Below are 26,768 nucleotides of genomic sequence, written 5' to 3' on the forward strand. Positions count from 1 at the left end.
AAGAGCTCCTAAGTATTTTGACTAAATACATTATATAAATATTTGAAACTAGCTTTAGCAAACCCCACTGGGCTACATCAAGCAAATATAATGAAATCTTTGAATGATAGTACGCTATACGAGAATGCTAAGATTTTAGACTGTTTTATGTGGGTGTTTATATAAGTATCTACGCGCACAAAAAAAGGGGCGTACCGCCCCTTTTTTCACATCAGTATCATTTTTCAGACGATTAATCGTCTTTTTTAGCAGCCTTCTTGGCCGGCGCTTTTTTCTTCGCCGGAGCCTTCTTAGCTGCTGGCTTTTTTTCAGCGGCTTTCTTAGGCGCTGCTTTTTTAGCTGGAGCCTTCTTGGCAGCCGCTTTCTTTTTAGGTGCTGCTTTCTTTGATTTTGTTGGGTTCGCTTCTTCTTCGTCGATTTCACGAACTGCTTTTTCGAGCTCTTCACGGCTTACTGTTTTGTCAGTAAGTTCTGATTGCTCGATTACAAAATCAACAACCTTCTCTTCGAAGATCGGCGCACGAAGCTGAGCACGAGCTTCTTCATTTTGCTGATAGAATTCAAAAACCTGAGCTTCCTGACCTGGGAAGCGGCGTGCTTCCTCGATCATACGCTGGTTAACTTCCTGCTGTGTAACCTGAACATCATTCTTCAGGCCAATTTCGCTTAGAAGCAAGCCAAGGCGCACGCGACGTTCGGCGATTGATTTAAATTCAGCAGCTTCTGCTTCATCATCCGGCCCGTCTTTGCCTTCGAAATCTTCTTCTTTCGCCTCGCCAGACATAACCATATCGCGCTTGATCTGCTCCCAAATTTGGCGATATTCCATATCAACCATGCATTCAGGAACGTCAAAGCTATATTGATCAGCAAGCACGTCAAGAAGTGAACGCTTGAGGTGCGCACGAGTAAGCGCCTGATTGTCTTGGCCAAGCTGACCTTTAAGCGCTTCTTTAAGTGCAGCAAGATCATCCATGCCAAGGCCTTTAGCGAGCTCATCATTGATTTCTGCTTCAGCTGGGCGACGAACTTCTTTCACATTCACTGTGAACTCAACAGCTTTCCCTTTAAGGTCTTCAGAATGATACTCTTCAGGGAAAGTCACGTTAACGAGAACTTCCTGCCCGGCTTTTGAACCAACGAGTTGGTCTTCAAATCCTGGAATGAATGTTCCGCTACCAAGCTCAAGTTGGAAATCTTCGCCTTTACCACCATCAAACTCTTCACCGTTCAAACGGCCAACGTAATCGATGAATACAGCGTCACCTTCTTTAGCTTTGACTGTCTTGGCTGCTTTCTTGAAAGTCTTTTGCTGAGATGCAAGGCGCTCTAGCGCTTCATCAACACTTGATTCTTCAACTTCAGCAACCCAACGCTCTAATGCAGGGGCTTTAAAGTCTTCAACGTCGACAGTTGGAAGGATCTCTAATTTGACAGTGTAAGACAGGTCTTTGCCGTCTTCGTAGTCACCAAGATCTACATCAGGGCGTATAGCCGGACGAATGTCTTTTTCTTCAAATAGCTTTGCAGTTGTTTCCTGGACTGCTTCCTGAATAACCTGGCCTTTAGCGCGCTCACCGTGCATACGACGAAGAAGCGAAATTGGAGCCTTACCAGGACGGAAACCCTTAATTCTAGCAGTGGCACGGAATTCAGTAAGAATTTTATCTAACCGCTCATCGAGCTCATTTGCTGTTACTACGATCTTAAATTCGCGTTTCAATCCATCATTCAGCAGTTCTTCGATCTGCATGGCAACCACTTTCTTTTGTTTAGGCTTAATCGTCGACGAAATGTTCTCGAGTTCCCGATTAGCAGGAGACTTGTTATTTCAATGAAGGACCCTGTTGGTGCGGGCGAAGGGACTTGAACCCCCACATCCGAAGATACCAGAACCTAAATCTGGCGCGTCTACCAATTTCGCCACGCCCGCACTATCAGAGTTGCTTGATCACTATGGATCGTATTGAACTCGAAACAGTTCCTTCTCTATCCCGAAACTATGCTTGATCAGGATAGGTGTTGCAGGGCTTATATTCAGGCTGAACAGGATACACAAGTCTTTTTCTTCATTTTTTTTTCAATTCACATATTTTTTTTCATAAAACATTGAAACACTGGGCGTTTCATGGCGATAATTAAACTAAGAAAATCAGAAATTCAGTTCTACAAGTAATCAAGTAGACGTGTTTTTCTGCTGTCGAGATTGATGGGGATCGCATGAGTCAAAACTTACAAAACAAAAAATACAGAAAAAAACCATATTATTCTTTCCTGTTTAAACTTTCCGATAAGCTGAATGAGTTAGAACCCAAGTGGCAGAATACTGTTATTCTTGGGGTTGGAATCATTACCATTATCTTGGTTAAGCTTGGGCTGGACACAGAGTTGACATCGGTTTCTACAATCGGCGCAATTTCCGTTATGGCAGGGTTGGTTCTAAGCTTAGCTTTAAAGTTTGTAATAACACTTCTGAGCCGCTCCTCTTTCTTGCAGGAAGAGCACGACACGATTGAAGTGAATTACCAAGAGCGTAAACAAATGCAGGAGCTGTTTGAGGAAGCCATAAATATATCTTCTGGCAACCTTACTATTGAGCGGACTTTATCATTTCCCATTGGGTTCAAAATGGCAAGTGACAGCAAGCTCATACAGGAAATATCAAAAATAAACTTTGAAGCTTTCGAACACTCAAGATGGAATGATGCATTTGATAAAAAACTCGAGAGAAACAAAGCGTTTTGGAAAAAGAACCCAAATACTTTTTCAATATTATGTCAAGCAGACAGCGATAGCGATGACGATACCCCAAATGCTGATCAGGTCTATTTCTTCTCGAACATCATTCCTTTAACGCAAATCGGTTATGAACGGTATTTTCAACAGCAAACCTATGGCGACAATGATTTTCGGCCTGATTGGATTGCCGGACAAAACGAAGAAGCTCATTCTATCCTAATCTTTACAATCGCAAGAGACCTAGAAAAAGCCAAGGCGTTCTTTGGAGATCGGCACTCATTGCTTATGAGTACTTATCTCCGCGCCGTAAGCGCCCATATATCAGTGTTACTTGCACGACATTTTCATAAACAATCTCAAGTTTCTGTTTATTTTCAAAACAGTCGGCCAGAATTTGAAAGGTTGGCGCAGAAGTTTGGTATGGAGCCAACCAATCAAAGAAGTTTCGACAATGAGAAATGCTTTGTTACAACTATCAACAAACTTTAGGTACGCTGAATAACCACTCAGGCAAATCTAGTATTACGGCAGCACTGCCACCAGCGTATTTAACAAATCAGAAGCGATCATTCCTTTTCCTGCTTTCATAGCGGCTTGGCTGTGAAGCCAGACAGCCGCGCATGTCGCTTCAAAAACAGGCATATCCTGAGCGATTAATCCCGCCGTTATTCCCGCCAATACATCACCGGTTCCACCTACTGATAACCAAGCAGGTGCACAGGCGTTTATAACCGACCGACCATCAGGTGCGGCAACGATTGTAGAAACGCCTTTAAGAGCGACCACGGCACCAGTTTGTTTTGCAGCCATCTGAACGGCCTTCAAACGATCTGCTGAAAATGGCAATTCTGGAAACAGTCTCGCAAACTCACCCTCATGAGGTGTTAAAACAAGCTCCTTCATTCCAACAGATTGTAACTGTGGCAGACGCCCAGCGAGCGACGTCAGCGCATCAGCGTCTAAAACGAGCTTTTTATTTTTATTCAGCGTCTCAAAAATAAGTTCTGCGGTTTTTTCACCTACCCCTGCCCCAGGCCCAAGAAGAACCGTGTTAATACGTTGATCAGCCAACATTCCAATGAAGCCAAAATTCGAGTCCATTCTACGGACCATAATATCGGTCAAAGTTGACGCCTGAACGTTATAGGTTTCGCTCGGCGCTGCAAGGGTAACAAGCCCTGCCCCGATACGAAGCCCGGCAATTGAAGCGAGCCTAGATGCCCCAAGTGCAGGCTCCCGCCCACCGAGTACTAACATGTGACCACGATCATATTTGTGGCTGTAAGGCCCCGCATGCGGATAAACCGAGCTCCAGATTGCGGGGTCATTCTCAAACAATATCGCAGGATTCGCGTCAAAGAAGCCCTGCGGTATACCAATATCCGCAAGCCGGATATGACCTAAGCCCCCTGATAAAAACCGCCCCGGTGCGATCAGATGACCAGGTTTGCGGCGGCTGAACGTGATAGTCGCATCGGCAACAAAACAGATTTCACCCAATTGATTGCCAGTATCTGCGTTTAAGCCGCTCGGTACATCTATCGCAATCCTAAATACATCACACTGATTGCTGACTTCGATGATATCCGCATATTGCCCTTCAAGCGCTCGCGACAAGCCAACGCCGAACAATGCGTCTACTATAATTGACGCCGAACTTGCCCGTTCATGATCAAATTCACCAACACTTCCAGTCCATCGAAGGGCCATTGCACTGGCCTCAGGGGATTGAGGACTAATATCTTCAACGGCTCGCATAACATGAACATGATATCCCCATTCACTGAGATACCGTGCTGCGACATATCCATCACCGCCATTATTACCTGGCCCACAAAGCATGACTATTTCGCCAGGGAAACTCTCGGGCTTTTCAGCGTAATCAACAACGGCTTCAGCGACAGAACGGCCTGCCTGCTCCATCAAATCCAAGAGAGACATGCCATGTTCAACAGCCCAAACATCCGCAGACTTTGTTTCTTCTGCAGACATCAAGAAATGATTCGCCAGAGTCGTTTTCATTAGCACCTGCACCTCCCAATACAGTGTCGGGACTGTAACAAAAGAATTTTACATGCAAAGAGCTTATTGAATATAATATATTAAAGTATTGTTTTATCTATATATTTAAAATTTATCTAAAGAAACGTCTGCGCCCTGATTATCAAAATCAACGACCAACTCCCAGCCATCCATGCCAACTGAGTGATTCGGGTTTTGTTCAAATATCAATAGGACACGACCGAAAAAATACCTTGTTGCTGCGTCATCAGCAGGAATTATCACCTTATATTTTCCAGCAATATATCCCACACCTGAATTTACACTGACCAGCTCTTCTTTAAAATCAATTCGAGTATTCGGTGCAGCAGAAAACTGCTGTTGGTAGTTTTCTCCAATCGAGCTCTTATTCCGCTGCAGGTTGCTGCCATTATTCGCATAGTATATTTTATCACTGTATAACCTCATAAGAGCGTCAATATCTTTGCTGTTATAAGCAGTTAGCCACGCATTCATGAGGTTTCGAATTGTATCTGTGTTATTTACAGAACTCGTTTGCACAGTTTCAGCCCCTTCTTCAGCATGAACATGCTTGGTAATTGACAACGAAATCATAGCGAAAAAGCCAACCAACAATGCAGGTTTCAGAAATAATTTATACATTTTTTTGGTCCAAAATTCGTTCTTTCAATAACGATAAATACAGGATTTTTGACAATACGATAATAAAAAAGCCCGGCTACGATGAGCCGAGCTTTGAAATATGGGGCGAATGACCGGATTTGAACCGGCGACATCCAGAATCACAATCTGGCGCTCTAACCAACTGAGCTACACCCGCCATATGGATGAATTGGCGTTTATTTATTCCTAAGCCTCAGCTACGTCAAGCCCGAAGTTCATTGAATTGTTAAAATACTATCACCGTACCTTAATTGGCTCAAAAACTATAATTGACTATTTTTTATGCAACTGCTCACTTTTTAAACACAAACCTGATTACTCAATGCGCTAAAAACCACAAAAGTAAACAAAACCTCAATGGCACTCCTATGATTAAGAAATGGCATAGCATGTGCTTATATACCCCAAAACTTAGGCCGCTCACTATATTTAATGAGTGCTAGCGCTATAAAATAGCATAAATGCTTTTAAATATTAACAGTCCAGAGATGTTATGAAAAAAATCGAAGCAATCATCAAACCTTTCAAACTTGACGAAGTCAAAGAAGCTCTTCACGACGTCGGCATATCAGGCATTACGGTCATCGAAGCAAAAGGCTTCGGCCGTCAAAAAGGCCACACCGAACTCTATCGCGGCGCTGAATATGTAGTCGACTTTGTTCCAAAGGTAAAAATTGAGGTTGTTCTAGAGTCTTCACAGGCCGAACGCGCTGTAGAGGCTATTAAGAATGCTGCTCACACTGGGCGAATTGGGGACGGAAAGATATTCGTAAGCAATATCGAAGAAGCCATTCGTATTCGTACGGGCGAAACCGGCGCCGACGCGGTTTAATTTTACATAAGTATTTCAATCACATTGAATGTCCTAAATCTGACTAAACAGGAAGACTATCATGTCAAAATATACCAACCTTTCTTCTGAAGAATTTCTCCAACTCATCAAAGATACAGATGCAGAATGGGTAGACCTTCGCTTCACAGACCCAAAGGGTAAATGGCAGCACCTAACTATGGCGGCCGACGTGATTGACGAAGACATGCTTGAAGAAGGCTTTATGTTTGATGGGTCTTCAATCGCTGGCTGGAAGGCGATCAACGAATCTGACATGATTTTAATGCCAGATACAAACTCAGTAACGATTGATCCGTTTACTGCTGACGTAACACTCGTTATTTTCTGTGACATCTTGGAGCCTGCTACTGGCCAGCCATACGACCGTGACCCGCGCTCTACTGCTAAGAAAGCCGAAGAGTATCTTAAATTCTCTGGCGTTGGTGATACAGCATATTTCGGTCCAGAGCCTGAGTTTTTCGTGTTTGATCATGTTCAGTTCAAATCAGATTATTCTGGTGCAATGTACAAAATTGATGATGTAGAAGGCCCGTACAATTCTGCCCGCGAATATGACGGCGCAAACTACGCACACCGCCCACGTGTGAAAGGCGGATACTTCCCGGTTGCCCCAGTTGATAGCCTCGTTGACGTTCGCGGTGAGATGGTAAAAACCATGAAGGAAATGGGCCTCACGATGGATAAGCACCATCATGAGGTAGCAGCTTCTCAGCATGAACTGGGCATGGCTTTTTCCACACTAACAAGCACAGCAGACAACGTACAGATTTATAAGTATGCCACCCATCAGGTAGCCCACACATACGGCAAAACTGCCACGTTCATGCCGAAACCTGTTGCTGAAGACAACGGCTCTGGCATGCACACCCATATGTCAATCTGGAAAGAAGGCAATCCATTGTTTGCTGGCAATGGCTATGCTGATCTTTCAGAACAAGCACTTTATTACATTGGCGGCATTATCAAACACGCGAAAGCAATCAATGCGTTCACAAACCCATCAACCAACAGCTACAAGCGTTTGGTACCGGGTTTTGAGGCCCCTGTTCTTCTAGCCTATTCAAGCCGCAACCGTTCTGCATCCTGCCGTATTCCTTATACTGCTAGTCCAAAAGCAAAGCGGGTTGAAATTCGTTTCCCTGATGCTACAGCAAACCCATACCTGGCCTTTGCCGCTATGCTAATGGCTGGTCTTGACGGCATCGAAAATCGCATTCACCCGGGTGACGCGATGGACAAAGACCTGTATGCGCTTCCACCAGAGGAATTGAAAGACGTTCCAACGGTGGCAGGTTCACTCCGTGAAGCGCTTGAGGCTCTAGACGCTGACCGCGAGTTCCTCAAGAAAGGTGACGTATTCACAGATGATCAGATTGATGCCTACCTAGACCTTAAGTGGGAAGACGTGCATCGCTTTGAAATGGCACCACACCCGATCGAATTTGACATGTATTACAGCGCTTAAAGCTGATCGATACGAGAAACAAAAGGCCTCTTTTTGGGGCCTTTTTTATATACCTTCACTTTTTTAGATATTTTCTGTAAAAGCCCCATTTGTTTACACTTTGAAAAGAACTCCGTTCTATTCTAGGCTAATCTAAAAAATAAATATAAAATATCAGGTACACCGGATGCAAATCGATTACACAGCAGAACAAGCCGCTCTACAGCCGAAGCTTGCAAGTGCGAACATAAATCCGACCAGCTTTCTAGCGACTGATTATCTCAATCATTTCAATGAAATTGTCATGCTGATGGAGATGGTCCCTGATATGCCTGATATCGCTGAAGAAACCTATGAATGGCAGCCCAAAAGTTATCAGCAGCATTTCGCGGATAGCGGCTTTACAGCAAAAGACTTGGCAATCGAAGCTTTTGAAAAAGCCCCTGATCCAATTAAAACAAGATTTACCAAGGTCTGCTCTGATATTGATGAACTGGTTTTGAAAACCATCGAAGCGTTAAAGCTTGTCAATGCGCCAGAACGCGGTCTTTCGCCACAAGCCAGTGATTTTATCCGCAGCCGAATTGCAGAAATTCAGCACCTATTAATGCTTTTGAACCAAGTTATTCATGGCAAGCTTGAAGACGCCGTTGAAGACACCACCCCAACTTTCGAAGAAGCATCGATGGCGGCAATGATGGAAGAAAGCGGCGACGAAGAAGGCGCACAAAGCCAAGAAGACATTGATAAGCTTTTTGATTAAAGATCACGCCAATTCACTAGTTCCTCTGTTTTACACTCTTGTTCATTTTAAATTGATTTAGCGCACATAGCATATGGCCTATAGTTTTGCGGTAAAGCACACCTATTGAACAGGACCGTTAAAAGTCATGAGTATTACACCCTTCAGGTACACATTAGCCTTTTTCTTTATTTCAACTCTCAGCCAAAACATATTTGCCCAAAACGATACTCAGGTCTGGACCGCGGTTTTTTCCAACGGCTCTATTTCGAAAGATAGCAAAGCGCTGTTGTGGTTTGACGGACATGCTCGTTTTTCCGAAAATGCCAGCCGCCTCGGTGTATCAATTATCCGTCCTGGCGTTGGCTATAAGGTCAATGACCGCATATCATTATGGGGTGGGTATGCCCGCGTTGTTAGCCGGGCTGACGGACGCGCAGACATCACTGAAAATCGCATTTGGCAACAAGCAACCTACACGCTTGCATCCGGAAACTGGGGCATACTCTCAGGCAGAACAAGGTTTGAACAGCGTTTCCTAAATACAGGAAGTGAAACCGGTCATCGTATCCGTCAATTCTTTCGTTGGAGAAAACCCCTTAATGACCGCTGGACTGCAACCGCCTGGAACGAGACATTTATCGCACTGAATGATACTGATTTTGGCACACGGTCCGGCTTTGATCAAAATCGACTGTTTCTGGGCATGCGTTGGAGAGCATTCGATAATGTTAGCCTGGAGGGCGGTTATTTGCTCAATAACATCAATGGTGCGTCAAACGACCCTGCTAACAGCAATTTTTCTATAAGCCTGATCGCACCGTTGTAAATTTTTGCTCTTAGAGCCTCTTAACTATCAAATCATTGAAGCAACGAGGAACAAAAAAGGTTAGACCATCCTGAATTCTTCACGGTCTTCGAGAATATTACTGGAAAGAACCTTAATCATATGAGGTTGGTCTTCACGTTTTAAACTAACGAGTGGAAAATTACTCGACTTCACATTGGTGACTTTGTCGACGATCCAAATTGGAATTTCACTCGTTGTTGGACGAAACCTGTCCCCTACGGATATCGACTTTGCATCATTAGTATGATTCGAAAAAAAATTGCTAACGTCTTTTAGTAACTTGTTATTTCTCGCTTGCATGATGTTTGCCCCTTCATGAGCATAATATTAGGCCAAAATTTTGTTAAATTTTTCTTAACCCGTATTGGTTTCACTCATACCACCGAACAAAAGCAATACTATATATTGATATAAATTGCAATATTGCAACCACATATAGACTTACTTGACGCTACCTGCTTCCTATACTAACCAAGTATAAATTATGATTTTTCAAGGGTATTAGATGAGCGATCTTTTCGAAGTTTCACAAACAAAAACAGACTATTCCGCAAAAGATATTGAAGTTCTAGAAGGCTTGGAGCCAGTGCGTCAACGCCCTGGAATGTATATCGGTGGCACCGATGAAAATGCGCTTCATCACCTTGTGGCGGAAATCCTTGATAACTCGATGGACGAAGCTGTCGCGGGCCATGCAAATCGTATCACCGTTGAATTAAACGAAGATGGTTCGATCACCATTGGCGATAACGGACGCGGCATTCCAACAGACCCCCATCCTAAATATCCGGGCAAGTCAGCGCTTGAAGTAATCTTAACAACCTTACATTCAGGTGGTAAATTTAACTCAGACGCGTATGCAACATCCGGTGGACTTCATGGAGTGGGGATTTCCGTTGTGAACGCCCTCAGCGAATGGATGAAAATCGAGGTTGCTCGTGATCGCACACTCTATGAACAATCTTATTCGCGTGGCCTTGCAACCAGTAAACTTGAAAACAAAGGTAGCGTCCAAAACCGGCGCGGTACGAAAATCAGCTTCCTCGCTGACCATGAAATTTTTGGTAAAAAGGCCGCTTTAAAACCGAATCGTCTTTATAAAATGGTTCGTTCTAAAGCATACTTGTTCCGAGGCGTTGAAATACGCTGGAATTGCCCTGAAGGCATGATCAAAGACGGTGATGAAACACCGACAGAAGCAACCCTTCACTTCCCGGGCGGCCTTGCTGATTATCTCTCTGAAACAATGAAAAAACGCACCTGTGTTACAGAGGACGCTTTTTCGGGCTTTGTTAAATTCCCTGACGAACAAGGTCAGGTTGAATGGGCGCTTCACTGGCCCGAGTTTGGCGATGGTTTTTCAAGCAGTTATTGTAACACCATCCCGACACCTCAGGGGGGAACCCATGAAAATGGTCTTCGGTCCGCGCTTATAAAGGGCCTCAAAACCTACGGTGAGCTTACAAACAATAAAAAAGCAGCACAGTTAACGGCTGATGATATTTGTGGTTCATCATGCTCGATGCTGTCGGTCTTTATTCGCGACCCGCAGTTTCAAGGTCAAACAAAGGACAAACTATCAACACCTGATGCCCACCGATTAACCGAAAGCGCCATTCGGGATGCCTTTGATCACTGGTTAGGTGACCATCCTGAACGCGCAAATGGCCTTCTTACTTGGGCACTGGAACGCCTTGAAGAGCGTCTTCGCCGCAAGCAAGAGCGCGAAATCAAACGCAAAACAGCTGTCGGCAAACGGAAACTTCGCCTTCCAGGCAAACTAACCGATTGCAGTAGCGAAAGCCCGGAAGGCACTGAAATCTATATCGTGGAGGGTGATTCTGCGGGCGGTTCAGCCAAGCAGGCGCGGGACCGTAAAACCCAGGCGGTTCTTCCTATTCGCGGTAAAATCCTGAATGTCGCGTCGGCAACACGGGATAAAATTGCCGCCAATCAGGAAATTCGGGACCTTATGCAGGCGCTAGGGTGTGGTGTCCGTGATCACTATGACGGCGATGCTCTTCGCTATGAAAAAGTCATCATCATGACCGATGCGGACGTTGACGGCGCGCATATCGCCACCCTTCTCATGACATTTTTCTTTCAGGAAATGCCCCAACTTGTGAAAGACGGCGCACTTTACCTCGCGCAGCCGCCCCTATACAGATTAGCCAAGGGCGGGAAAGTATTCTACGCCCGTGATGACAATCACAAGGACGAGCTTATGGAAAGCGAGTTCTCGGGCAAAGGCAAGGTTGAAATCAGCCGATTTAAGGGCCTTGGTGAAATGCCCCCTGCCCAACTCAAGGAAACAACAATGGCGATTGCAAATCGCACGCTTCTAAGGGTTACATTACCGAAAGAATATGCGGAACGCGCAGAGACAACAACATTGGTTGACAATCTGATGGGCAAGAAACCAGAGAAACGCTTTGAATTTATCCGCGATAGCTCTGCCGATATGGAAACGCTAGACCTGTAAATTTATGGGTAAACATATGGGGCCCATAGCAAACAAAATCGTCGATTGTGCCATTCAAGCCGCAATCGACGGCAAAATCAGTATTTAAGCCTATATTTCCTGATATCCCCGATTGACTTTACGCGTATTAAACCTATGCTGCGCGCAAATTAATAGAAAAGAATGGCAGGAAACCTATGGGATTTGATATCCTCGGACTTGGTGAAAAAACATTATCAGCTGTGGCTGATGCCGGATATACGGAACCAACACCTATTCAGGCGCAAGCAATCCCTCAGGTTTTAATGGGCCGCGATATTCTAGGTATCGCACAAACAGGAACAGGTAAAACTGCGTCTTTCACCCTTCCTATGATTGATATTCTTGCTGAAGGCAGAGCACGTGCGCGCATGCCTCGTTCTTTGATCCTTGAGCCCACTCGAGAACTTGCTGTTCAGGTCGCAGAGAATTTCGAAAAGTACGGCAAAAACCATAAGCTTTCTATGGCGCTATTAATTGGCGGCGTGAACTTTGCGGATCAGGAAAAGGCACTTGATCGCGGCGTCGATGTACTAATCGCGACACCTGGCCGCCTGTTGGACCATTTCGAACGCGGCAAACTATTATTAACTGGTATTGATATTCTGGTGGTTGATGAAGCAGACCGTATGCTTGACATGGGCTTCATCCCGGACGTTGAGAAGATTTGCGAAAAAATATCAAAACAGCATCAAACACTTTTCTTCTCGGCGACAATGCCGCCACCAATTCAGCGCCTTACAGATCAGTTTCTTGATGACCCAAGAAAAATTGAGGTCGCGCGTGCGTCAACAACCGCGAAGACAATCAAGCAATCACTTGTGACGGTTGGACCGCGTGAAAAACGCAAAGCGCTCAGAAAATTGATCAAAGAAGAAGACGTTAAAAACGGCATTATCTTCTGCAACAGAAAACGCGATGTAAAGGAAGTCTATGCTTCCCTTGCCCGTCACGGATTTAGTGTTGGGCAGCTGCACGGTGACATGGAACAACGCGAACGCTTGGCCGTTTTATCGGATTTCAAGGAAAATGCTATCCAGTTACTCGTAGCCTCTGATGTTGCAGCACGCGGGCTTGATGTGCCTGATGTAAGTCATGTCTTCAACTTTGACGTACCCAGCCACGCCGAAGATTATGTTCACCGCATTGGCAGAACAGGCCGCGCTGGCCGCGAAGGAACAGCATTCACTATCGCCACCAAATCACGCGACGACAATAAATATGTTGAAGCGATTGAGAAAATGGCCGACGAAAAGTTACCGCGTGTAACGCTTGATCTTACGCCGCCAAAACCGAAACTGGCTGCTGATGATCTGCCGATGAAGCCTTTTGTAGGAATGGGGCCATGTATGCCTGCTTTCCTCACAAAACCAGTATTGAACAAAAGCAAATAACATAAGCTTATCAATATCAAAGCTTCGCTGATTTCTTGACAGAATACTATTCTCTCAGTCTAATGATCGTATTAATCAATTTCATTATTTATGAAGATACGTCATTTGGGAGCTTTTTATGTCAGACTATGAAACTATTTGTCTTGAACTCGATCAAAATCTGGCAGTTCTAACCCTCAATCGCCCCCAAGCCTTAAACGCCCTGAGTAATAAGATGAAGGAAGAAATCCTTCAGGTCATACGTCATATTAGCAACCCGAAATCAGGGATCCGTGCCCTAATGATTACCGGCGAAGGAAAAGGGTTCTGTTCTGGCGCGGATTTGGGCGAAGACAAAGATACTTCATGGGATGCAGGCGCAAACCTGATCGACACATATCATCCACTAATGCTGGAACTCATGAGTTTGCAAATCCCCGTAATCAGCGCCGTAAACGGCGTCGCCGCTGGTGCAGGCATGAGCCTTGCCATCTCTGCTGACATAGTTGTTGCAGCGAAATCCGCTTATTTCCTTCAGGCCTTTGTCAATATTGGCCTATGCCCTGACGCAGGCAGCACGTATTTGCTACCTCGATTAATTGGTGAAGCCCGGGCAAAGGCAATCATGATGCTAGGCGAGAAGGTTCCTGCCGAGAAAGCCAAAGACTGGGGCATGATCTATGAGGTATTTGAAGATGAAGACCTTATACCCACAGCTCGCAATATGGCCATGAAAATTGCCAACGGCCCCAGCCTCGCCTACGCCGGCATTAAAAAACTAACGGCTGTTAGCTCCCGAAATGGATACTCGGATCAGCTACAGGCCGAAGCGCTAGTGCAAAGAATGGCAAGTCAATCAGGGGACGCACGCGAAGGTATCAGCGCATTTCTCGAAAAACGTAAAGCCCTGTTCAAAGGTTGTTGATATCGCCTTTATTTTTCCATGGTTTAAGGCTATCTAGGTCATGTGTTTTCGATATTTGTATCATATCAATCGATAGGGTTTCACCTTGCCTAATCCGTTAGCCATTATTGGTCGCATTTTTTTGTCAGCGCTTGCTGAAGTTGGTCGCATCGCAACCTTCACAGGTCAAAGCCTGATGAGCATTATCACGCCACCAATTTACTGGCGGTCTATACTCAGTCAAATGTGGCTTATTGGTTATAATAGCCTTCCGGTAGTTGGTTTAACTGCATTATTCACTGGTGCTGCCCTCGCACAGCAAATATTTGTTGGCGGTAGTCGTTTTAACGCGGAAAGTGTGGTGCCCGGAGTTGTTGTAATCGCAATTGTACGCGAGCTTGGGCCCGTACTCGGTGGATTAATGGTGGCGGGCCGCGTTTCGAGCGCCATGGCGGCAGAATTAGGGACAATGCGCGTTACCGAACAGATTGATGCCCTCGTTACCTTATCAACCGATCCTTTTAAATATTTGATTGCACCGCGTCTTTTAGCAGCAACAATCACGCTTCCGGTCCTTGTGCTCGTGGCAAATATAATTGGCGTTCTTGGTGGGTACATAATTGGAACCGGCAGACTTGGCCTGAACGCGTCAACATACCTACAGGTTACATCAGACTTTCTAGAGCAAAGTGACGTAATTTCATCCATGGTCAAAGCGGGCGTATTTGGTTTCATCATTGCCCTTATGGGTAGTTACCATGGATATAATAGCCGCGGCGGCGCCCAAGGTGTGGGTAAAGCAACAACAAACGCCGTTGTATCGGCATTCATAACCATCCTGCTTGCAAACCTTATTATTACCGTCATCGTCTTCGGGGGGGCATCATAATGAACCAACAAGACAAAATGATTGAACTTCGGGATGTTCATAAAAAATTTGGGGCGAAAAAAGTCCTGGACGGTGTTAATTTATCGGTCAATCGCGGAAAATCACTGGTTATTATTGGCGGCTCCGGTTCTGGTAAATCAGTGACACTGAAATGCGTGCTAGGATTATTGCAACCTGACACAGGTTCGATCCAAGTCGATGGCCGCGAAACAACAACAATGAGCAACCGCGAGCGCAAGAAAATTCTTGCAAGCTTCGGCATGCTATTTCAGGGGGCAGCGCTGTTTGACAGCCTTCTGGTCTGGGAAAATGTCGCTTTCGGTCTTATTCAGGGCAAGGGCCTCAATAAAAAGGATGCCAAAGAAATCGCCATTGAAAAGCTGCGCCGCGTTGGATTAACCCCAGACGTTGGCGACTTATCCCCCGCGGAATTATCAGGCGGCATGCAAAAACGTGTAGGCCTTGCCCGTGCAATTGCCGCAGAGCCTGAAATTATTTTCTTTGATGAACCAACAACAGGTCTTGACCCAATTATGGCCGATGTCATTAATGATCTGATTGTTGAATGTGTGCAGGACCTTGGTGCGACAACCATGACAATCACCCACGATATGGCGAGTGCACGCAAAATTGCGGACGATATCGCAATGCTGTATCAGGGTAAAATTATCTGGCATGGCCCGAAAAAAGATATAGATCATTCCGGAAATGAATATGTTGACCAGTTCATCCATGGAAGTGCTCAAGGCCCAATTAAAATGGATCTGTTCAGGGCATAGCAACTGAATCTCGTCTCTAACCGTTTGAGGTGACCAAGTGGCAAAACAAACTAAAAGTTTTGTATGCAGTAACTGTGGCAGCGTTTACTCCAAATGGCAGGGTAAATGCGATGATTGCGGCGAATGGAACACCCTAGAAGAAGAACAGGCGAGCGTTTCCGGTTCACCAAAAGGGCTAAGCAAGAAAAAAGGCAGAACAGTTGATCTGGTTTCGCTGGACACACCACCAGTTGAGGCACCCAGAATTTTAACTGGCGTTGGCGAGTTTGACCGCGCACTCGGCGGGGGCTTGGTACCCGGCAGTGCAATTTTAATCGGCGGTGACCCGGGCATCGGAAAATCCACAATCCTTTTGCAGGCGCTTGGCAAACTCGCGCAAAAAGGCGAAGATTGCATATATTTTTCCGGCGAGGAAGCAACCGCACAGGTGCAAATGCGGGCCAAACGGCTTGGCCTAACAGGTGCCCCCTTACGCCTAGGGTGCGAAACCAGCCTGCGTGACATCCTAACGACGCTTGATAGCGGCAAACCGCCAAAGGTTGTTGTTATCGATTCGATCCAAACGCTGTTTGCCGATCATGTCGATTCTGCCCCCGGCACAGTGACACAAGTACGTGTGTGCGCCCACGAGCTTATCAGTTACGCGAAACGCAAGGGCACTGTGATGCTAATCGTTGGCCACGTTACCAAGGACGGTCAAATTGCAGGCCCCCGCGTTCTGGAACATATGGTTGATACGGTATTGTATTTCGAGGGTGATCGCGGTCACCAATTTAGAATTTTGCGTGCTGTAAAAAATCGTTTTGGCGGTACTGACGAAATCGGTGTCTTTGAAATGACAGGCGGTGGATTATCCGAAGTTACCAACCCTTCAGAACTATTCCTGTCTGATCATAACTCGCAAGAACCCGGCTCGGCTGTTTTCGCGGGGTTAGAGGGCTCCCGCCCTGTTCTCGTGGAAATACAGGCACTGGTCGCGCGAACGTCTGCCGCCAATCCACGCCGTGCAGTTGTTGGGTGGGATTCTGGCCGTCTTGCGATGGTACTCGCGGTTCTTGACGCGCGTGCAGGGCTTGGCCTTGCAGGCTGCGATGTTTATCTGAATGTTGCAGGCGGCCTTAAAATCAGTGAGCCTGCGGCTGATATGGCGGTTGCGGCTGCCCTCGTCTCTAGCCTTGCACAAGTTTCCATGCCCGAGGAGACCGTCATTTTCGGTGAAATCAGCCTTTCAGGTGATACCCGCGGCGCAGCACAAAGCGAAGCACGCCTTAAAGAAGCCTCAAAACTCGGGTTTGCTAAGGCCATTGTCCCCAAGGGCAAAAAAAGCATCACAAGCGATATCAAACAGGAACATATTGCCAAAGTAAGCGATTTAGTTGCCATATTTATCCCTGATCAGTTAGATTAGAGAAGATCAGGAAGAAAAGCACTGATTGATGCCTTTATTTGAGGAAAGACTTAATGGAAATAGAAACTCTGACCGCGTTTGATATTACTGTTCTGGTCATCATTGGCTTTTCAACACTCTTTGCATTTGGGCGCGGTTTTACCACCGTGGCGCTCAGCTTTGGTGCATGGATTGGTTCCTTATTCGCCACAGTTTTTGGTTTTACGCTCGCGAAACCCTACATCCGCGACTATATAACACCACCTGAACTTGCTGACATCATTGGTTTAGCAGCGATTTTCTTCCTGTCTCTTTTTCTATTGAAACAGATTGCTGAATGGGTTGGCGGCATGGTGAAAGACAGCCCTGTTGGCTTACTTGATCGTTCGCTTGGTGCCTTATTTGGCCTTCTCCGTGGGATGGTGATTGTATCCATTGCATATCTGGGATTTAGCAAGATTTTTAACGAAGACAACGCGCCCGACTGGGTCCAGAATGCGGAAACAAGGCCACTTGTTGCGTGGGGTGCAAATATGGTTGAAGGCTTCGCGCAGCGCATGCTCGGTGAAGATACTAAAACCATCGGGAATGATTATATAGACCGTGCGTCGAAAGCTATCCCAAATCAATTTCTAACCGATCAGGCAGAACAAGCAGCTGCAAAATACCTTAAGGATCAACGCAAAGATCTTGAGGACCTAATTTCTGACGTATCAGATGAGCGTGATAATAAGGATGACAGCGGTAACAACAATTAAAAGCTGCTATTAAACACGCAACAAAAATACGTGTAAGGTAATTTTCTTCTGGGCTTATCCGTCAACAGAAGATATATCGTGCATCATACGGCCAACATAGTTGCAGGATGAGTTATGACCGACTTTAAGACCTCGCTGACCACGAACCCTTTTGACGATGATAAATTAAGGGAGGAATGCGGCGTCTTTGGCATATTTGGCACACCCGATGCTACAGCACACTGTACGCTCGGTCTGCATGCGCTCCAACACAGAGGCCAGGAAGCCGCAGGCATCATCACCTATGACGGTGAAACATTCCATTCGAAACGTGTTTTGGGCCATGTTGCCGATAATTTCACAAGTCAGGATGTGATTGATCAGTTACCAGGCGATGCAGCAATCGGCCATGTTAGATATTCAACAACAGGCGATACAGTGCTAAGGAACTGTCAGCCCTTGTTTGCTGAGTTTGCATCTGGCGGCTTCGGCGTTGCCCACAATGGTAATCTTACGAACGCATACCATCTTCGTAAATCTCTCGTTCGCCGCGGCTCTATTTTTCAGTCAACATCTGATACGGAAGTGATCATTCACCTGATTGCAACAAGTACCTTCAGGACACTTCTGGACCGGTTTGTCGATACCCTGCGGCAGCTTGAAGGGGCTTACTCGCTTGTTTCCCTAACAAGCGAAGGGCTTATTGGTGTACGTGACCCGCTTGGTGTGCGCCCTCTTGTTCTTGGCAAGCTCGATAAATCCTATATCCTATGCTCTGAAACATGCGCGCTTGATATCATTGGCGCTGAATATGTTCGTGATATAGAACCGGGCGAATTGGTTATCATCACGGAAAAAGGCATCGAGAGCCTAAAACCATTTCCAGAGAATAAACCCCGTCCCTGTATTTTCGAACATGTCTATTTCGCACGCCCTGACAGTTTCATGGACGGTATGAGCGTTTATGAAGTTAGAAAGCGTATCGGTGCAGAGCTCGCCCGTGAAAACCCAGTGGACGCTGATGTCATCATTCCTGTGCCCGATTCAGGTACGCCAGCCGCAATAGGATATGCACAAGAATCAGGAATTCCATTTGAGCTTGGCATTATCCGCAATCATTATGTAGGCCGGACCTTCATTGAACCGAGCGATCAAATCAGACACTTTGGCGTTAAGCTAAAGCACAATGCCAATCATTGGCACATCAAAGGCAAGCGTGTTGTCCTTGTTGACGATTCCATCGTTCGCGGGACAACATCAATGAAAATTGTGAATATGGTGCGCGAAGCAGGTGCAACCGAAGTGCATATGCGGATTGCATCCCCACCAACAGCCCATAGTTGCTATTACGGTGTGGATACTCCAGAGCGCCAGAAACTATTGGCAGCACGTATGGATGTGGATGCCATGTGCGAGCATATTCATGCAGATTCGCTGTCTTTCCTGACAATCGATGGACTTTACCGCGCAGTCGGTGAAGCCGAAGGCCGAAACAAGCAATGCCCCAAACACTGCGACGCTTGCTTCACTGGCGAATATCCAACGTTCCTGACTGACCAAAGTGAAAAAGAAGATGACAAAGATCAGCTAAACCTGATCGCCTCGACAGGGTCATAAACAGAGAAAAATAAACATGACTGATCAAACCAAACCTCTTGCAGGCCGCCTGGCCCTCGTAACTGGCGCTTCACGTGGCATCGGCCGCGCAGTTGCGCTTAAATTCGCCGAAGCGGGTGCCGATATTATTGCCGTTGCTCGCAATCGTTCGCAGGGTGCACTTGAGGAATTGGATGATCGTATTCGAGAATTTGGTTCAAATTGCACCATCGCGCCACTTGACCTTAAACAAGGCGATATGATTGACCGTTTGGGCGGTATGATCTACGAGCGTTGGGGCAAACTGGATATTCTTGTTGGGAATGCAGGTGTTCTAGGGCCAATATCACCCATTGGTCACGTTGCACCAAAAGATTGGGATGAGGTTTTCGCCGTTAACGTGACAGCAAACTGGCGCCTTATCCGCTCGATGGACCCGCTTTTAAAGCTTTCTGATGCGGGCCGTGCAATTTTTGTAACATCAGGTGCCGCTGCCAAAAACAAGCAACATTGGGGCGCGTACGGTGCCAGCAAAGCTGCAGTCGAGCATCTTGTGAAAACCTATGCTGCTGAGTGTTCGATAAATAATGTAAAAGCAAACTTGATCGACCCTGGCCCTATCCGCACACACATGCGGGCGCAGGCCGTGCCCGGCGAAGACCCAAGCACACTTCCAACCAGTGATCAGATCGCGCCTTTGTTTTTAGAGCTCGCTGCATCAACCTGTGAAAAACAGGGCGAGATTGTCAGCTTTTATGACTGGGCAGGCATTAAACGTTCTTAGAAGTTACTTTAATTGCTACTCGTAATACACTGTTTTATCATCGTGAAACAGTGTAGCCGCGCTCGTGCCCAACAATCTTCCAACCTGGATTTAACTCTAGTTCCCATTTATCATTCTTGAGCACTAGGTTGCCGTTCTCTTCAACCGCTTCCACATAAATCCATGGTGGCCGTGGCCCCATCATCGCGCCACCTGTCGCATACAAACTACCCCAATCATCAGAGATTTCCATTTCCTGAAACACTCGGCCATCACTGCCGAGCGATACCATTGTGCTTGGGTCCATACGGAAACCACTCGCGGTTAATACCAGAACCTTACCCTCGACAAAGCGTGCGCGGTATCCAGCACGCTCAGCATCCAGTACCTCCTGCCGCGTCGTTTCAAATGCCATCGCTTCCGTGTAGCCATAAGGTGCCGACAATCGCGCGAACTCATCATCACTGATCGTCCGCTTATCAATTCTCAAGGCATCCGCATATGTATCTGCGAGATCTAAACGCCCAGTAAACTTCTGCCGCCATCCTGGATTATCTTTATCAAGCAAAATACCCCACGCAGGTGTTGTGAAATAAGCAAAGTCATGAGCGTAGGTTTCACGCGCTACAAGGTCAGGCATCCGGTCCGCAATAAATCGGGCAAATTCATCGCCTGCTTTCGTAAGCTTGTGGCCTGTATATTCAGGAATACCCTCATATAATTGCCAATATCGTTCTGCGCGAACAGCACGCTCATCACCCGCTAACCGCTTAGTGCGAATTTCATATGCCAACTGCGCCAGCTCTCTGCGTGCTTCCGCATCATCTTCCACAATAGCTTTCGCAAGAACTGCCACCTCCATCCTCAGCGACATACGCCCCGGTAGATCATCAAGATGGTTTGTGTTTAGCGGCCTGCCGACCCGGAAGGGTAAAATACCCTGAATGCCATGAAAGTTTTCATGTAAAATCAATGCGCTACGGCGAACACTATCACCTCTTGGTGGCCATACGATCGTCGCCCACTGACGTCGTTTCCAAAAACGCGTGGTATTAGATATCGGGCGATCATCAGGCCAATAACCGCGCGTGAATTTACTGGGGTCAATCGGCCCATTTCGGCGCAAGTCATATCCCAAAACACTTCGATCGCTCGGATCTATGAAAAGCGTATGGCGGCAAAAATCAATCCCCCATAGCTTCTCTTCATCGGCCCTACAGATTTTCTGAACTTCTTCAAGATATTTTATCGCACGCGCTTCATCGATATCCGCTTGAAGATTGGGCGAACTAAATATCAGTATAAACAAGATGGCAATGAAAGATAGGGGTCGCTGCATAAATGGGCTTTCTAATTATCTATAGAACAGCCTAAATTGCTGCGAGCTCATTGGTCAATTAACCAGCAAACACCTTTTGTTGATCAATATTATTTGCCTGCCTGATAAGCACCCAAAAGCTTTGTAACAGCATGCGATACCGTCGTCTCACCATTGGTTATAGCGGATTTCACAGTATCAATAACTTCTGCCACATCTGTGTTGCCATAGAAATCATCAAGCAATCGGTCGCGAATATGGGCGTCTAACCAGGAAAGTTTCTGTTGAACACGCCGGGCTTCACGCTCACCGCTATCCGTCATAATACGGTCATGCTTTTCAATCGTTTCCCAAAGACCATCGATGCCATCGCCTGTGATCGCAGAGCAGCCAAGCACCGGCGGGTGCCAATTCGGACTAGCATCACGCATGATATGAAGCGCTGATTTATATTCGCGCGTTGCCTGTTTGATCTTATCCGCAAAAATATCTGATTTATTGAGGGCGATCATATCCGCGAGCTCAAGAATACCCTTTTTGATACCCTGCAATTCGTCCCCTGCCCCTGGCAGCATAAGCACAAGGAAAAAATCCACCATATCTGAAACCATGGTTTCAGATTGTCCTGTCCCCACCGTTTCAACCAGAACAACATCAAAGCCTGCTGCCTCCAAAACCGCAATCGTTTCACGCGTTGCACGCGCAACACCGCCTAACACACCGGCGCTAGGACTTGGACGAATGAAAGCATTCGTGTCAGCAGAGAGCTTTTCCATTCGGGTCTTATCACCAAGTATAGAGCCACCCGTTCTACCGCTCGACGGATCAACCGCGAGGACAGCCACCTTTTTATCTTCTGTCGTCAGTTTGGTACCCAAAGCTTCGATGAAGGTTGATTTACCAACGCCGGGCACACCGGATATACCAACCCTCTGCGCGCCGCCAGCAAACGGCAAGAGTTTATGCAGCAAGGCCTGTGCTTTTTCCTGATGTTTGGGGTTACGGCTTTCAATCAGTGTGATGGCCCGACCAATCATCGCACGATCGCATGCGCGCACACCATCGAACAATTCATCAAGCGTCGGTTGCTGAACGCGCCTTATCACCGAATCTTTTGAATTTTTGGGATCAGACATTTATTCCGTCTCGTCGCTATAGCCCAAACGCTCGCTTAATTTGGCAATCAACTCGCCTGCTGCTTCCGCGATCACCGTACCTGGCGGGAAAATCGCCTCTGCACCAGCAGCGTATAGATCATCATAGTCCTGCGGTGGTATCACGCCGCCAGCCACAACCATAATGTCACCGCGTCCACGTTTCTCAAGTTCGGCCCGCAGCGCTGGGACAAGCGTTAAATGCCCTGCCGCGAGCGATGACGCGCCAATAATATGTACGTCATTTTCTACCGCCTGACGTGCGGCCTCTTCCGGTGTCTGAAACAGCGGGCCAATATCAACGTCAAAGCCAAGGTCAGCAAATGCAGATGCAATAACCTTCTGGCCCCGATCATGTCCATCCTGCCCCATTTTAGCGACAAGAATACGGGGTCTACGACCATCATTGGCTTCAAATTCATCAACGGCTTTGAATACATCCTTCATCAGTTGATTATCGCCGCCAACTTCCTGTTTGTAAACGCCGCTCACCGCTCTGATTTCCGCTTTGTGTCTGCCATAAACCTTCTCTAATGCGTCAGTGACCTCGCCGACAGTAGCCTTCGCCCGCACTGCCCTAACCGCAAGATCAAGGAGGTTACCATCACCGCTGTTTGCAGCATTTGTCAATGCAGTCAACGCGCTTTCAACATCTGCGCTGTTACGCTCAGCCTTCAGGCGATTAAGCTTATCAATTTGGGCGGCACGGACAACGCTGTTGTCAACCTTAAGAACGTCAACTTCCTCGGTTTCATCAAGGCGATATTTATTCACGCCCACAACGGTTTGACGACCACTGTCAATTCGTGCCTGTGTCCGCGCAGCAGCGTCTTCGATACGAAGCTTTGGGATACCGGCTTCAATCGCCTTCGCCATACCACCCTCGGCTTCAACCTCTTCAATATGCGCCCATGCTTTTGCCGCCAGATCAGCAGTTAGCTTTTCGACATAATAGCTACCGCCCCAAGGGTCGATAATACGGTTCGTGCCCGTTTCCTGTTGGATAAATAGCTGGGTGTTCCTCGCAATACGAGCTGAAAAATCAGTAGGAAGCGCCAGCGCTTCATCAAGCGCATTGGTGTGCAAGCTTTGCGTATGGCCGTGTGCCGCAGCCATTGCCTCAATGCAGGTGCGGGTCACGTTATTAAATACATCCTGCGCCGTTAGCGACCATCCTGATGTCTGACAGTGGGTGCGAAGCGAGAGTGATTTCGGGTTTTGTGGGTTAAAGCCTTTCACAAGCTTTGCCCAAAGCATACGGGCCGCGCGCATTTTCGCGACTTCCATGAAATAATTCATACCAATCGCCCAGAAGAAACTGAGACGCGGCGCAAAGGCATCTACGTCCAGCCCGGCTTCCACGCCAGCGCGGATATATTCAACACCGTCCGCGAGCGTATAAGCAAGCTCTAGGTCCGCAGTCGCCCCCGCTTCCTGCATATGATAACCGGAAATGGAGATACTGTTGAATTTGGGCATATTCTGCGACGTGTAGGCGAAAATATCCGAAATAATCCGCATACTTGGGCTTGGCGGGAAGATATAGGTATTCCGAACCATAAATTCCTTGAGGATATCATTCTGGATCGTGCCCGATAGTTTCTCTGGCGACACCCCTTGCTCTTCAGCAGCCAAAATATAAAGCGCGAGCACAGGAAGAACAGCACCGTTCATTGTCATCGAAACGGACATTTGATCAAGCGGGATCCCGTTAAAGAGGGTGCGCATATCATAAATGCTATCAATCGCAACGCCTGCCATCCCAACGTCACCAACGACACGCGGATGATCGCTATCGTAACCGCGATGGGTCGCAAGGTCGAACGCAACTGAAAGGCCCTTTTGGCCCGCAGCAAGGTTCCGGCGATAAAATGCATTTGAATCTTCAGCTGTTGAAAAGCCCGCATATTGGCGCACAGTCCACGGCCTTTGAACATACATTGTCGGGTACGGGCCGCGAAGGAACGGCGCTGCCCCCGGTTTGGTATCCAGAAAATCAAACCCTTCACGGTCGGCGGCACTATACATGCCTTTCACATCAATGCCCTCAGGTGTTGTCCAAACATCGCTTTGGCTAGGCTGAGCCGCAGAAGCAGTATCGCTTGAAAATGCAACTTTTGAAAAATCAGGAATCTGGCTCATTTTTCTTCTCCTGCATTCAGTTTCTTCATCAGGTCTTCGAGCGTTCCCAGAACATCACAGCCCAAGAAGATGAAATCATCCACACCAGCGCCCCTCAACTCGTCCATATTGGCTGGCTTCCCCGCGAGATAGAGATATTCGCATCCCGCTGCCTTGAGTGCCTTAGCAACCTCAGCACCTAATGCTTCATAGTCAGCATCACTACCGCAAATCACGGCTGCCTTAGCCCTGGATTCTATGTAGCTAGCTCCCAGATCAGCAGTATTGCTGAAACCGGCATTGGAAAGGGCTTCAATGCCACCCGCTTCAAAAAAGTTCTTGGCAAAGGTTGCGCGTGCAGTATGCGCAGCAACCGAGCCCAAATTAGCTAAGAAAATTTGTGGCCGTTTGTCCGTGCTTTCCAACTCAGCATCACTAAGCGATCGTAAATATTCAAAACTTTCACTCAGGCGGTGGAACGGAAGCGGCGTGGTTTCCTCGCCCGCATCAGCAACAATCTCAATGAAATCTGGCGTATCACCAGTATTATCAATCGGCTTTTCATGAATATCTGGAAACTCTGATACGCCTGTAATCGCGTCCTTTCGCTTCGCGATATTCTTCATGCGTTCTTGCCATTCAGCTTCAATATCACTCTGTATTGTATTGTTTACAATAGCACTTTTTACATCACCACTTTTCTCAATTTTCTGGAAATACTCCCACGCTTTCTCACTCAAATCGGTTGTGAGTGTTTCAAAAGCGAATGAGCCAGCGGCCGGGTCCGCGACCACAGCAAGGCTACTTTCTTCTTGCAGGATAATCTGAACGTTTCGGGCTATACGACGCGCAAAGCGGCTGGACATCCCAATCAAACTATCATGCGGCAGAATAGAGATACGGTCCGCGCCTCCAACACCCGCAGCAAAACAAGCGGATGTCGCACGGAGGATATTTACCCAAGGATCCTTCACCGTCATCATACGAAGACTGGAAACAGCATTAATCGGAATAGTTTTGCCTTCAACACCACAAGCTTTCAGAAGGCTTGCTATCAAACGGCGTGCGGAACGGAATTTTGCAATATTGAGATAAATATCAGCGTCCACAGCGAGCGATATTTCAATTTGGTCTACGGCATCAGCAGGCGCAACACATGCGTTCTCGAAAGCGCGAAGGTAACTGGCGAGCGTAGACAGCATAACCCCAAGCTCCTGCGCTTCAGTTGCCCCCGCCAGATGATAGGCGCTTGTATCAACCGAATTTGTCCGCAAGTTTGGATATTTTCCAGCCACTTCCTTGGAGAGGATTACAGCTGCTGATACCGATTCATCCAACGACGTTAGTAGCCGGCCCGTTTTTGCGAGTACACCAATTGGATCAACACCCAAGCATCCTTTGATTTCAGTGCATTTAATATCGCTCTGGCCAAGATATTTCAGATAGCTATCTACAGTCTCAGCAAAGGCTTCTCCGGGAATTAAATTAACAGGTGCAAGATTTAGAAACACACCATCAAGCGCTATTGCAAACTCACTGGCTTTAATGCCCGGGAAATGCCCAGCCTGTGTCTTCAACGTGATTGAGGTTGCACCGCGTTCAAGATCATCGAGAATTGCTGCATTTGTTGCCTTTGCATCCGGGTTCCAGTGCCCTGTGTCAATATGCCAACTGCCTGACCGAACATTTGGCTGTGCGTCACTGCGCACATTTTCAGGGGTATAAAGCGCCTCGATTTCTATATTATCGTAAGACCTTGCCTTCATAACCTTATCGAAAGGCTTTCCTTTCAAGGTTTTTTCTACAAGGTCACGCCATTCGCTGTCGCTAACGGCGTCAAATCCATCACTGTAGGACGCTGGTGTACTCATTCTTACTTCCTGATTATCTATGGCAGCGATATTGGCTAACCCCACCGCTACCTTTTGAAACCA

The 26,768-nt window shown here is 46.9% G+C and carries 22 protein-coding genes and 2 tRNA genes; 14 read left to right on the forward strand and 10 right to left on the reverse strand.

Annotated elements, in window-relative coordinates; genetic code table 11:
• Nucleotides 1-232 precede the first annotated feature (232 nt).
• Both tig and KFF44_RS09630 read right to left on the reverse strand, forming a co-directional pair.
• Nucleotides 233-1,753: a trigger factor gene (gene tig / locus KFF44_RS09625; RefSeq protein ID WP_255933733.1), complete on the reverse strand. Its 1,521-nt coding sequence runs from the start codon at nt 1,751-1,753 to the stop codon at nt 233-235.
• A gap of 95 nt (nt 1,754-1,848) precedes the next feature.
• Nucleotides 1,849-1,933 (reverse strand) — tRNA-Leu (locus tag KFF44_RS09630).
• 287 nt (nt 1,934-2,220) lie between these two features.
• On the opposite strand from KFF44_RS09630, the gene KFF44_RS09635 reads away from it, so the two are divergent.
• The gene (locus KFF44_RS09635) at nt 2,221-3,228 is read left to right on the forward strand and encodes a hypothetical protein (protein WP_255933734.1); all 1,008 of its coding nucleotides are present in this window, start codon (nt 2,221-2,223) and stop codon (nt 3,226-3,228) included.
• A gap of 33 nt (nt 3,229-3,261) precedes the next feature.
• On the opposite strand, the gene KFF44_RS09640 is transcribed toward KFF44_RS09635, so the two are convergent.
• The 3 genes from KFF44_RS09640 to KFF44_RS09650 all read right to left on the reverse strand — a co-directional run bounded on the left by KFF44_RS09640 (nt 3,262) and on the right by KFF44_RS09650 (nt 5,581).
• Complete coding sequence (locus KFF44_RS09640; RefSeq protein WP_255933735.1) at nt 3,262-4,761, reverse strand: NAD(P)H-hydrate dehydratase; 1,500 nt, start codon at nt 4,759-4,761, stop codon at nt 3,262-3,264.
• A gap of 105 nt (nt 4,762-4,866) precedes the next feature.
• Nucleotides 4,867-5,403 carry a nuclear transport factor 2 family protein gene (locus KFF44_RS09645; RefSeq protein WP_255933736.1) on the reverse strand — a complete coding sequence of 179 codons (537 nt, stop codon included), beginning with the start codon at nt 5,401-5,403 and terminating at the stop codon, nt 4,867-4,869.
• Between the two features lie 101 nt (nt 5,404-5,504).
• Nucleotides 5,505-5,581: transfer RNA gene (locus tag KFF44_RS09650), tRNA-His, on the reverse strand.
• Nucleotides 5,582-5,917: 336 nt separating this feature from the next.
• Here KFF44_RS09650 and KFF44_RS09655 point away from each other — a divergent pair.
• The 4 genes from KFF44_RS09655 to KFF44_RS09670 all read left to right on the forward strand — a co-directional run bounded on the left by KFF44_RS09655 (nt 5,918) and on the right by KFF44_RS09670 (nt 9,292).
• Nucleotides 5,918-6,256, forward strand: coding sequence for a P-II family nitrogen regulator (locus KFF44_RS09655; protein WP_255933737.1), 339 nt, complete (start codon nt 5,918-5,920; stop codon nt 6,254-6,256).
• A 61-nt stretch (nt 6,257-6,317) separates the two neighbouring features.
• Nucleotides 6,318-7,742, forward strand: a complete 1,425-nt coding sequence (glnA, locus tag KFF44_RS09660; protein ID WP_255933739.1) for a type I glutamate--ammonia ligase — start codon at nt 6,318-6,320, stop codon at nt 7,740-7,742.
• A 166-nt stretch (nt 7,743-7,908) separates the two neighbouring features.
• On the forward strand, nt 7,909-8,484 hold the full coding sequence (locus KFF44_RS09665; protein ID WP_255933740.1) for a hypothetical protein: 576 nt from the start codon (nt 7,909-7,911) through the stop codon (nt 8,482-8,484).
• 127 nt (nt 8,485-8,611) lie between these two features.
• Nucleotides 8,612-9,292 (forward strand): DUF2490 domain-containing protein, encoded by a 681-nt coding sequence (locus tag KFF44_RS09670; RefSeq protein ID WP_255933741.1) that lies wholly within the window; start codon nt 8,612-8,614, stop codon nt 9,290-9,292.
• Nucleotides 9,293-9,352: 60 nt separating this feature from the next.
• Here the strand turns inward: KFF44_RS09670 and KFF44_RS09675 are convergent, their stop codons facing one another.
• Nucleotides 9,353-9,613, reverse strand: coding sequence for a hypothetical protein (locus tag KFF44_RS09675; protein ID WP_255933742.1), 261 nt, complete (start codon nt 9,611-9,613; stop codon nt 9,353-9,355).
• Nucleotides 9,614-9,818: 205 nt separating this feature from the next.
• Between KFF44_RS09675 and parE the strand changes: the two genes are divergently transcribed.
• The 9 genes from parE to KFF44_RS09720 all read left to right on the forward strand — a co-directional run bounded on the left by parE (nt 9,819) and on the right by KFF44_RS09720 (nt 20,262).
• Nucleotides 9,819-11,795: a DNA topoisomerase IV subunit B gene (gene parE / locus KFF44_RS09680; RefSeq protein WP_255933743.1), complete on the forward strand. Its 1,977-nt coding sequence runs from the start codon at nt 9,819-9,821 to the stop codon at nt 11,793-11,795.
• Between the two features lie 176 nt (nt 11,796-11,971).
• Nucleotides 11,972-13,207, forward strand: a complete 1,236-nt coding sequence (locus KFF44_RS09685; RefSeq protein ID WP_255933744.1) for a DEAD/DEAH box helicase — start codon at nt 11,972-11,974, stop codon at nt 13,205-13,207.
• 118 nt (nt 13,208-13,325) lie between these two features.
• Entirely contained in the window at nt 13,326-14,111 is a 786-nt protein-coding gene (locus KFF44_RS09690; RefSeq protein ID WP_255933745.1) for an enoyl-CoA hydratase-related protein, read from the forward strand.
• Between the two features lie 85 nt (nt 14,112-14,196).
• Complete coding sequence (locus KFF44_RS09695) at nt 14,197-14,979, forward strand: ABC transporter permease (protein WP_255933746.1); 783 nt, start codon at nt 14,197-14,199, stop codon at nt 14,977-14,979.
• Nucleotides 14,979-15,758 (forward strand): ABC transporter ATP-binding protein, encoded by a 780-nt coding sequence (locus KFF44_RS09700; protein ID WP_255933748.1) that lies wholly within the window; start codon nt 14,979-14,981, stop codon nt 15,756-15,758. The genes KFF44_RS09695 and KFF44_RS09700 overlap by 1 nt, the downstream gene beginning before the upstream one ends.
• Nucleotides 15,759-15,795: 37 nt before the next feature.
• Nucleotides 15,796-17,166 carry a DNA repair protein RadA gene (radA, locus tag KFF44_RS09705; RefSeq protein WP_255933753.1) on the forward strand — a complete coding sequence of 457 codons (1,371 nt, stop codon included), beginning with the start codon at nt 15,796-15,798 and terminating at the stop codon, nt 17,164-17,166.
• Between the two features lie 53 nt (nt 17,167-17,219).
• Nucleotides 17,220-17,903, forward strand: coding sequence for a CvpA family protein (locus KFF44_RS09710; protein WP_255933755.1), 684 nt, complete (start codon nt 17,220-17,222; stop codon nt 17,901-17,903).
• Between the two features lie 114 nt (nt 17,904-18,017).
• Nucleotides 18,018-19,499 (forward strand): amidophosphoribosyltransferase, encoded by a 1,482-nt coding sequence (purF, locus tag KFF44_RS09715; protein ID WP_255933757.1) that lies wholly within the window; start codon nt 18,018-18,020, stop codon nt 19,497-19,499.
• A 16-nt stretch (nt 19,500-19,515) separates the two neighbouring features.
• Nucleotides 19,516-20,262, forward strand: coding sequence for an SDR family NAD(P)-dependent oxidoreductase (locus KFF44_RS09720; protein WP_255933764.1), 747 nt, complete (start codon nt 19,516-19,518; stop codon nt 20,260-20,262).
• Nucleotides 20,263-20,299: 37 nt separating this feature from the next.
• Here the strand turns inward: KFF44_RS09720 and KFF44_RS09725 are convergent, their stop codons facing one another.
• The 4 genes from KFF44_RS09725 to KFF44_RS09740 all read right to left on the reverse strand — a co-directional run bounded on the left by KFF44_RS09725 (nt 20,300) and on the right by KFF44_RS09740 (nt 26,705).
• Nucleotides 20,300-21,580, reverse strand: coding sequence for a hypothetical protein (locus tag KFF44_RS09725; protein WP_255933765.1), 1,281 nt, complete (start codon nt 21,578-21,580; stop codon nt 20,300-20,302).
• 89 nt (nt 21,581-21,669) lie between these two features.
• Nucleotides 21,670-22,695: a methylmalonyl Co-A mutase-associated GTPase MeaB gene (gene meaB, locus KFF44_RS09730; RefSeq protein WP_255933767.1), complete on the reverse strand. Its 1,026-nt coding sequence runs from the start codon at nt 22,693-22,695 to the stop codon at nt 21,670-21,672.
• Nucleotides 22,696-24,855, reverse strand: coding sequence for a methylmalonyl-CoA mutase (scpA, locus tag KFF44_RS09735; protein WP_255933769.1), 2,160 nt, complete (start codon nt 24,853-24,855; stop codon nt 22,696-22,698).
• Entirely contained in the window at nt 24,852-26,705 is a 1,854-nt protein-coding gene (locus KFF44_RS09740) for a methylmalonyl-CoA mutase family protein (RefSeq protein ID WP_255933770.1), read from the reverse strand. The genes scpA and KFF44_RS09740 overlap by 4 nt, the downstream gene beginning before the upstream one ends.
• Nucleotides 26,706-26,768 lie beyond the last annotated feature (63 nt).

Source organism: Kordiimonas sp. SCSIO 12610 (assembly GCF_024398015.1).
GTDB lineage: Bacteria > Pseudomonadota > Alphaproteobacteria > Sphingomonadales > Kordiimonadaceae > CANLMI01.